Genomic DNA, 8,454 nt, shown 5'->3' with positions numbered 1-8,454 from the left:
CGGCGCCCTGCTCTGCCTTCAGAGCCGGGGCCTCCTGCGCAGAGCACACCACGCCGTCCAGGCCGCAGTTACGGGTAAGGGTTGCAAGGCGGGAGACCTGTGCCTGTGGGGAATCGGCAATACCGATAGCGGCCAGGTCATCCGGACCCATGCTGGTCAGCACGGTGACTGCGATCAGCAGCGGGCGATCATTTCCCAGGTGTTCAAGACGTTCCCTGCAGGCGGCCATCATCTTTTCGCCGCCGGAAGCGTGGACATTCACCATCCATGCGCCCAGATCCGCCGCCGCAGCCACCGCCGCTGCGGTGGTGTTGGGGATGTCGTGGAATTTGAGGTCGAGGAAAATCTCAAAGCCCCGGTCTGTCAGGGCGCGAACCAGCCCTGGCCCCGAGCGGGTGAAAAGCTCCTTGCCGACTTTCAGGCGGCACCTGGCCGGATCAAGCTGGTCGACCAGCGCCAGGGCGGGTCTGTCGGAGGGGAAATCCAGGGCCACGATTATGCGCGGGTTATCAGACATGGACACGGCGAGATCCTGCAATAAAAAGAATTCGGTTATCCGGCTATTCGGCTTCAACACCCTGAATCGGGCGGACGGTTTCCCATTGCTTACAGCTGGGGCACAACCAGTGCAGTTGCTGACCTGCAAAGCCGCAGTTTACGCAGCGATACACCGGGCGATTCGCCAGCATCATGTTACCTATCCGGGTGACCAGGCGTTCTTCGTCGGTTGTCATGCCTTTCTCATAGCCGGCAAGCGTCACCAGCCGCAGCAAACCGCGGACACTGGGGCGAAGCTCCAGTTTCCGGCGCAGCAGCTCTATTGCCGCCATACGACCACTGCTGCGTTCAACTGACTCCACCAGTGCCAGCAGCAGGCTGGTGCTGGGCCAGGAAGCATAGATCTTGCCCAGTTTCTTGCCCAGACGCCCGACATCACCGTGCTCACGCTCGAGCTTCATAAGGCGGTCAACCGCCTCCGGCCCGAAGTCAGGGTTCTGATCAAACACTTTCAGGCTCTGGCTGGCCGCTTCCCGGTAACTGCCCTGCCGGATCAGAAGACGCATCAGGATGAACGTTGCCCGGACACAGGAACGGTCAAAGTCCAGCGCCTCTTTCGCCCGGTTCTGCGCCTCCCAGCGATCATCCTGTTTCAGTGCCTCCTCAGAGATCTCGCAGGTGATATAGGCCAGCATCTTGAATATGGCGCCATCCTGGTCGCCCGTGGTCAGGGTGTGGGCAACCTGCGCAGCCTTGCTCCATTCCTTTTCCTGCTGGTAAAGCTCAATGAGTTGAACGGAGGCTTTTCGGCCATACTCCCGATCACCCATCAGCTGATGTAACAGTGTTTCAGCACGATCCAGCAGGCCGGCGTTGAGGTAGTCCACCGCCAGTTCATAGGTCACCTGCTGGGAATACCTGGCGGGCAGCTCCGGGCGGGCCAGCAGGTTCTGGTGGATCAGAATGGCACGGTCGGTTTCGCCCTTGTGGCGGAAATGCGCGCCAATCGAGAGGTGAAGACCGACCGTATCCCGGTTTACTGCCAGAGACTGGACGAAGTTCTCAACGGCCTGGTCTGAATAATTGGTAAAGAGAAACTGAAGGCGGTCCCTGACCGAGTCCTCGTCCGAGATGGCAACCCGGGAACTGTCCTTGCCGGCTCCCATGCGGCCAACGAACCACCCCGCTGCTACTGCTATGGTCAATAGCAGCCACTGAAGAACCATATCCATTAAAGCGTCCGGTCGTGCTGGGCTCTCGATTTCTCCAGCGCCTGCTCGGAGCGCGCAAGCCTTTTCTCAAGATTCCGGCGGGAAACCGATTTACGCACGGTTGCAAGTAAGGTCATCAGGACACCAACCAGAGCTCCAGCCACAAATGCCATGACGATCCACACGGCCACCCCATGGGGCTGAGTCTCATAAACCAGGAAGTCAAGGGGAACGGCTGTCTGGTTATTCAGGGAAAAAACAAGCGCGACCAGGACCAAACAAAGTACCAGAAGGATAAGAAGCACTTTCTGCAATCCGGCCATAATCGTAAAGCTCCAGATGAACCTGAGGAAAGTTCAAATCCGGGTGAAATTTATTCCCGGATAAATGGTTGAAATCAAAAACCCCTTTTCAGACTGTCATTAACCTTCTCTCGTAATTCCTTGCCGGGTTTGAAATGCGGTACAAACTTCGCAGGAAGCTGAACGGCCTCCCCCGTTTTGGGGTTGCGCCCGGTTCTTGCTGCTCGATGATGCAATGAGAAACTGCCAAAACCGCGGATTTCAATTCTCTGACCTTCGGCGAGGGATTGCGACATATGCTCGATGACAGTTTTCACAGCCAGTTCCACATCCTTCACTGAAAGCTGCGTCTGCTTCGACGCGATCAGCTCAACCAGTTCAGACTTTGTCATGGGCTACTCTCTCTTCACATTATTGTTGAAAAGCCTGTTTTCAATGCCATGAACCTAGTTTAGCCAAACCAAAAAAAAACACAAAAAAAACGGGCTCTTAGAGCCCGTTTTTTCTCGTCAACCGGAAATCCTAGTCCTTGTTGACATTTTTCTGCTGCATCTGTTCCTTGATCAGGTCGCCGATAGTCGTGGCTCCCGAGCCGGATTCTGCAGCCTTGGCACGAACACCTTCGATCGCCTGCTTGTCGTCTTCGACGTCCTTGGACTTGACAGACAGGTTGATCACGCGGTTCTTGCGGTCAATGCTGATAATCTTCGCTTCAACCTCGTCGCCCTCATTCAGCGCATTGCGCGCGTCTTCGACGCGGTCACGGCTGATTTCAGACGCTTTGAGAACAGCTTCGACTTCCTCGTTCAGAGTGATAGTCGCGGCCTTGGCATCAATCGAGGAGACCGTACCCTTGACGATAGAGCCCTTGTCGTTCAACTGCACAAACTCGGCGAACGGATCGCTCTCAAGCTGCTTGATACCCAGCGAGATACGCTCACGCTCGGGATCAACAGACAGGATGACGGTTTCAACCTCGTCGCCCTTCTTGTATTCGCGGACCGCTTCTTCACCAGTCTCGTTCCAGCTGATGTCCGACAGGTGAACCAGGCCGTCAATACCGCCGTCCAGACCGATAAAGATACCAAAGTCAGTGATCGACTTGATCTTGCCGGAGATGCGGTCGCCCTTGTTGAACCTGCTGGAGAAGTCTTCCCAGGGGTTTGAGACACACTGCTTGATACCCAGGGAAATACGACGGCGTTCCTCGTCGATATCCAGAATCATCACGCCCACTTCATCGCCTACCTGGACAACCTTGGACGGATGGATATTCTTGTTGGTCCAGTCCATTTCGGAAACGTGCACCAGACCCTCAACACCTTCTTCCAGCTCGGCGAAGCAGCCGTAGTCGGTCAGGTTGGTCACCCGTGCAGTAACCTTGGTGCCTTCCGGGTAACGGCCCTTGATGTTGACCCATGGATCTTCACCCAGTTGCTTCAGACCCAGCGATACGCGGTTACGCTCACGATCAAATTTCAGAACCTTGACACTGATCTCGTCGCCCACATTGACGATTTCGCTCGGATGCTTGATGCGCTTCCAGGCCATGTCCGTAATGTGCAGCAGGCCGTCAACTCCGCCCAGATCCACGAACGCGCCGTAGTCGGTCAGATTCTTGACGATACCCTTGATTTCCATACCCTCGGTCAGGGTTTCCAGCAAAGCTTCGCGCTCGGCGCTGTTTTCAGCTTCCAGAACAGCGCGACGGGAAACAACTACGTTGTTGCGCTTCTGATCGAGCTTGATCACCTTGAATTCGAGTTCCTTGTTCTCCAGGTGCGCAGTATCGCGAACCGGACGAACATCTACCAGAGAGCCGGGCAGGAAGGCACGGATCCCGGCCAGATCGACAGTAAAACCGCCCTTGACCTTGCCATTGATAATACCCTTAACCACTTCCTCGGCTTCGAAGGACTTCTCCAGTACCTTCCAGGCCTCAGCGCGCTTGGCTTTTTCACGAGACAGGCGGGTCTCACCGAAGCCATCTTCTACCGCGTCAAGAGCCACATCGACGGTATCGCCGATTTTGATTTCCAACTCGCCTTTTTCATTGAGAAACTGGGAGGCGGGGATAACGCCTTCGGACTTCAGTCCGGCGTTAACGGTGACCCAGTCGCTATCAACATCCACAACGGTTCCCTGGACGATGGAACCCGGCTGCATGTCAATTTCTTTCAGGCTTTCTTCAAAAAGATCCGCAAAGCTCTCGCTCATTATATGTCCTATGTGATCAACGCAAGTTTCTCCGTGTTACCAGCGACACGGTCTATGAATTTTGATCCGGATTCAGCCAGGGGCTGGCCGATAACGCCAAATCCGAAATTTCAACAACAAAAAGGTGTGGTCAGGCCTGGCCTGCAGCGGCCATGCACCTGTCCAACACCTCTTCTATGCTTAACCCCGTCGAATCAATGACTTGCGCATCGTCTGCAGGCTTAAGCGGGGCGGCTTCGCGGTTCATGTCCCGCTCATCTCGCACCCGTATCTCCTCTAAAAGGGCGACAATGTTAACATTGACCCCTGCGTCCTTCAACTGACTATAGCGCCGTTGTGCACGTTCCTCGGCGCTGGCGGTCAGAAACAGTTTCACCGGCGCGTCCGGAAACACTACCGTCCCCATATCCCGACCATCGGCAACCAGGCCGGGTGCCACCCGGAAATCCCGCTGACGCTGCAGCAGCGCGTCCCGCACCGGCTGGATAACGGCAACTTTTGAGGCGTTTTCGCCACAGGCCTCGGTCCGGATGGCGGCCGTGACGTCGTCACCGGCCAGCAGAACCCTGACAGGCTCACCGGGAGGCGTGGGCTCAAAGGCAACGTCCAGACCGGCGGCAACTTCAATCAACCGTAGCTGATCGTCAAGCGCCACCCCCTGGCGGCTGGCCGCCAGCGCCGTAAGTCGATAAAGCGCCCCGCTGTCCAGCAGGTGCCATCCCAGCTTTCTGGCCAACATCTGGGTGATGGTGCCTTTACCGGAGCCACCGGGGCCATCCACGGTGATGACCGGAATATCGGACGCAACCATCATTCAGCCCCCTCAGCATCACTGGCAATCCTGATACCGACGCCAGCGGCCAGTTCAACAAAACCGGGAAACGATGTCGCCACATTGGCACAATCGGTCACTTCAACAGGCCCGCTCGCTCTCAGCGAAGCCACCGCAAACGCCATGGCAATGCGGTGGTCACCGTGACTGTCTACCCTGCCCCCTTTCATCTCCTGTCCGCCTTCAATCACGATACCGTCCGGCGTGACAGTGGTCTCGACGCCAATAGCGGCGAGGCCGTCAGCCATGACCTGTATCCGGTCACTTTCTTTCACCCGCAGCTCCTCGGCGCCACGAAGCACCGTCCGGCCCCTGGCACAGACTGCGGCAACAAACAGTACCGGAAACTCGTCGATGGCCAATGGCACCTGGTCTCCGGGAATATCAATGCCGGTCAGTTCCGCAGCGCGGACGCGCAGGTCCGCAACCGGCTCGCCGCCAATCACGCGCTGGTCCAGCACCTCAATGTTTGCGCCCATCCTGCGCAGAATATTGATGACACCGATACGGGTCGGGTTCATCCCCACGTGTCTGAGGACAAGATCGGAATCCACAGCAATACTGGCAGCAACCAGGAAAAACGCGGCCGATGAGATATCCGCCGGGATGTCAATATCGGTTGCCGTGAGCTGACCACCACCCGCGAGGCTGGCGGTGGCCGTATCACGGTGAACGGGATAACCGAAGCCTTCCAGCATTCGTTCGGTGTGATCCCGGGTCGTCGCCGGTTCCGTGACCGACGTGGCTCCATCCGCATAGAGTCCTGCCAGCAGCAGGCAGGATTTGACCTGGGCGCTGGCCACCGGCATGTCATAGTGAATGCCGGTCAAGTGCTGACCACCGCGTATTTTCAGCGGTGGGCGACCACCCTCAGCGGTTTCAATCTGCGCCCCCATAATCCGCAGCGGGTCGGCGACACGCCCCATCGGGCGCTTGGTCAGGCTGTCGTCACCGGTGAGTTCGGAATCAAATTGCTGTGCCGCCAGCAGGCCTGAAAACAGGCGCATCGCGGTACCGGAATTACCCAGGTAAAGCGGCCCGCGAGGCGCCTGCAGGCCGTGCAGGCCAACACCGTGAATCTTCACGTAACCCTCATCCGGACCTTCAATGGTCACGCCCATATCCCGGAATGCCTGCAGGGTGGCGAGACTGTCCTCGCCTTCCAGGAACCCTTTCACCTCGGTCACGCCACTGGCAAGCGCACCGAGCATGATTGAACGATGGGAAATGGATTTATCGCCCGGCACCCGGATATCACCGACAACCTTGCCACCGGGCTGAAGCCGGAATCGAACCTGTTTCTGAGGAGTTTTTGTCACGTAAGCCTGCCCTGAAAGCATTTTTGAAAAGTGTTCCCGCGCCGCCTTGGCACGACTGAATACCTGGAGCAGCGTGGCACTGTCCTGATGGTCAATGGCTGTGCGCAAACGGTCCAGATCGTGGCTGAAATGGTCGATGACGCGCAGCACGGCATCCCGGTTGGAAAGAAAGATGTCATGCCACATCACCGGGTCACTTGCAGCAATGCGGGTGAAGTCCCGGAAGCCACCGGCTGCGTAGCGAAAAATATCAAGATTTTCATCCTCCCCCGCCAGGGTATCCACCAGTGAAAAGGCGATAAGATGCGGGAGATGACTGGTGGCTGCCAGCACTTCATCATGGTAAGCCACCGACATGGTGAGCACGGTGGCACCACAGCCTTCCCACAGCGCCTTCAACCGCGCGACGTTGCTTTCGGCAACAGCGTCCGCCGGCGTGAGAATGACCTTGTGGTTGGTAAAAAGTGTCGGGCTGGCAGCGCGAATGCCGCTTTTTTCAGACCCGGCTATCGGATGTCCCGGAATAACATTGGCTGACAAACCACCAAACACGGCCTTCACATCTTCCACGAAGCTGGTCTTGGTGCTGCCAACGTCGGTCAGAATTGCATTTTTCCCGAGCCAGGGCCGGAGCTCCTCCAGCACATCCCGGGTGGCCTTGACGGGCACCGCAACCACCACCAGGTCGGCGCCTTCTGCGGCTTCCCGGATGGAACCGGCAGCCTCATCAATCAACCCCAGCGCCTTTCCCAGCAGGGGCTCTTGCGATCGTTTGTCGGTCCCTGCCACGACATCAGCCAGGCCGTTGTTGCGAATGGCCGCCGCAAGCGAACCGCCAATCAGCCCGAGGCCGATAATCGCGACACGCTGGAACAATGGCCGGGCAGCAGGCATTCAGACCTCTGCTCCGTTTGTGGCAGCCGCCGTTACTGCCAGAATGGCTCTCGCCAGGGCGGCAATCAAACGCTCATTCTCTTCCGGCAATCCGATGGAAACCCGCAGGTGCCGGGGTAGTCCGTAACCGCCAATGGGGCGGACAATCACACCCTGTTCCAGCAGAGACTGATTGATCTGCTCGGCGTGTTCGCCGACTTCTACACTGATGAAATTGCCCGCTGACGGTATGTAGGCCAGCTTCATCTCTTTGAACGCTGATTCCAGCTGTGCCATACCTCTGGTGTTTATTTCACAGGAACGCTGCAGGTACTGGTCATCACTCAGAACCGCCGTTGCCGCTGCCATCGCGATGGAATCGACATTAAAGGGTTGGCGTACCCGATTGAGAAAACTGGCAATCTCCGAAGAGCTGACACTGTAGCCCACCCTCAGTGCGGCAAGCCCCCAGGCCTTGGAAAAGGTCCGGGTAACAATCAGGTTGGGGTAACGCCCAAGCAGGGACAGGCCATCCACATAGTCATCGCCCTGCAGGTATTCGCAATAGGCTTCGTCAAGAACCACCAGCACACGGCCCGGAATACGATCAAGAAATGCTTTGATAGCGCGGCCGCCGTGAACCGTGCCAGTGGGGTTGTTCGGATTGGCGACGAACACCAGCTTGGTCCGGTCGGTGACTGCGTCCGCCATGGCATCCAGATCATGGCCATAGTCCCGGGCGGGAACCGACACCCCGGTTGCGCCAATGGCCTGGGTCACCAGCGGATAGACTGCAAAGGCATACTGGGAGTAGACAACCTCGTCACCCGGGGCTGCAAAACAACGGGTGATCACTTCCAGTACATCATTGGAACCGTTGCCCAGGGTTATCTGCTGCGGGCCAATACCATAGCGGCCAGACAGCGCCTGCTTCAGATCGAAGCCATTGCCATCGGGATACCGGCAAATGTCCGCCAACGTTTCCTTAATGGCTGAGAGGGCTTTGGCGCTGGGTCCGAGCGGATTTTCGTTACTGGCGAGCTTGACGATGGAATCCGGGTCCAGGCCGAATTCCCGGGCAAGCTCACTAACAGGCTTCCCCGGCTGATAGGGCGACAGTGCCTGCACACCCTTTACCGCAAGGCTTTCAATGTCTGTCCGCATTTACCTGACCTCTATCAGTATTCGTTCAGCTTTCGCCC

8 protein-coding genes are annotated in these 8,454 nt (G+C 57.4%); all 8 read right to left on the bottom strand.

Annotated elements, in window-relative coordinates:
• On the bottom strand, nucleotides 1–517 hold a 517-nt coding region (gene pyrF / locus VJ956_RS06870), incomplete at its 3' end, for an orotidine-5'-phosphate decarboxylase (protein ID WP_324083107.1).
• Between the two features lie 43 nt (nucleotides 518–560).
• Nucleotides 561–1,730: a lipopolysaccharide assembly protein LapB gene (lapB, locus tag VJ956_RS06865; RefSeq protein ID WP_324083106.1), complete on the bottom strand. Its 1,170-nt coding sequence runs from the start codon at nucleotides 1,728–1,730 to the stop codon at nucleotides 561–563.
• Nucleotides 1,730–2,032: a LapA family protein gene (locus VJ956_RS06860; protein WP_324083105.1), complete on the bottom strand. Its 303-nt coding sequence runs from the start codon at nucleotides 2,030–2,032 to the stop codon at nucleotides 1,730–1,732. Before VJ956_RS06860 ends, lapB begins: the two co-directional genes overlap by 1 nt.
• Nucleotides 2,033–2,106: 74 nt before the next feature.
• Nucleotides 2,107–2,403: an integration host factor subunit beta gene (locus tag VJ956_RS06855; protein WP_324083104.1), complete on the bottom strand. Its 297-nt coding sequence runs from the start codon at nucleotides 2,401–2,403 to the stop codon at nucleotides 2,107–2,109.
• 130 nt (nucleotides 2,404–2,533) lie between these two features.
• Nucleotides 2,534–4,228, bottom strand: a complete 1,695-nt coding sequence (gene rpsA, locus VJ956_RS06850) for a 30S ribosomal protein S1 (RefSeq protein ID WP_324083103.1) — start codon at nucleotides 4,226–4,228, stop codon at nucleotides 2,534–2,536.
• Between the two features lie 130 nt (nucleotides 4,229–4,358).
• Nucleotides 4,359–5,039, bottom strand: coding sequence for a (d)CMP kinase (gene cmk / locus VJ956_RS06845; protein ID WP_324083109.1), 681 nt, complete (start codon nucleotides 5,037–5,039; stop codon nucleotides 4,359–4,361).
• Complete coding sequence (locus VJ956_RS06840; RefSeq protein WP_324083102.1) at nucleotides 5,039–7,273, bottom strand: bifunctional prephenate dehydrogenase/3-phosphoshikimate 1-carboxyvinyltransferase; 2,235 nt, start codon at nucleotides 7,271–7,273, stop codon at nucleotides 5,039–5,041. Before VJ956_RS06840 ends, cmk begins: the two co-directional genes overlap by 1 nt.
• The gene (gene hisC / locus VJ956_RS06835) at nucleotides 7,274–8,416 is read right to left on the bottom strand and encodes a histidinol-phosphate transaminase (protein ID WP_324083100.1); all 1,143 of its coding nucleotides are present in this window, start codon (nucleotides 8,414–8,416) and stop codon (nucleotides 7,274–7,276) included.
• Nucleotides 8,417–8,454 lie beyond the last annotated feature (38 nt).

The organism is Marinobacter sp. (assembly GCF_035268745.1).
Lineage (GTDB): Bacteria > Pseudomonadota > Gammaproteobacteria > Pseudomonadales > Oleiphilaceae > Marinobacter.
This window is presented reverse-complemented; position numbering and strand designations above follow the sequence as displayed.

Bases quoted from the DNA above. Each gene is read 5' to 3' on its own strand.
- lapB (WP_324083106.1), bottom strand. From the start codon at position 1,730: ATGGATATGGTTCTTCAGTGGCTGCTATTGACCATAGCAGTAGCAGCG.
- VJ956_RS06860 (WP_324083105.1), bottom strand. From the start codon at position 2,032: ATGGCCGGATTGCAGAAAGTGCTTCTTATCCTTCTGGTACTTTGTTTG.
- VJ956_RS06855 (WP_324083104.1), bottom strand. From the start codon at position 2,403: ATGACAAAGTCTGAACTGGTTGAGCTGATCGCGTCGAAGCAGACGCAG.
- rpsA (WP_324083103.1), bottom strand. From the start codon at position 4,228: ATGAGCGAGAGCTTTGCGGATCTTTTTGAAGAAAGCCTGAAAGAAATT.
- cmk (WP_324083109.1), bottom strand. From the start codon at position 5,039: ATGGTTGCGTCCGATATTCCGGTCATCACCGTGGATGGCCCCGGTGGC.
- VJ956_RS06840 (WP_324083102.1), bottom strand. From the start codon at position 7,273: ATGCCTGCTGCCCGGCCATTGTTCCAGCGTGTCGCGATTATCGGCCTC.
- hisC (WP_324083100.1), bottom strand. From the start codon at position 8,416: ATGCGGACAGACATTGAAAGCCTTGCGGTAAAGGGTGTGCAGGCACTG.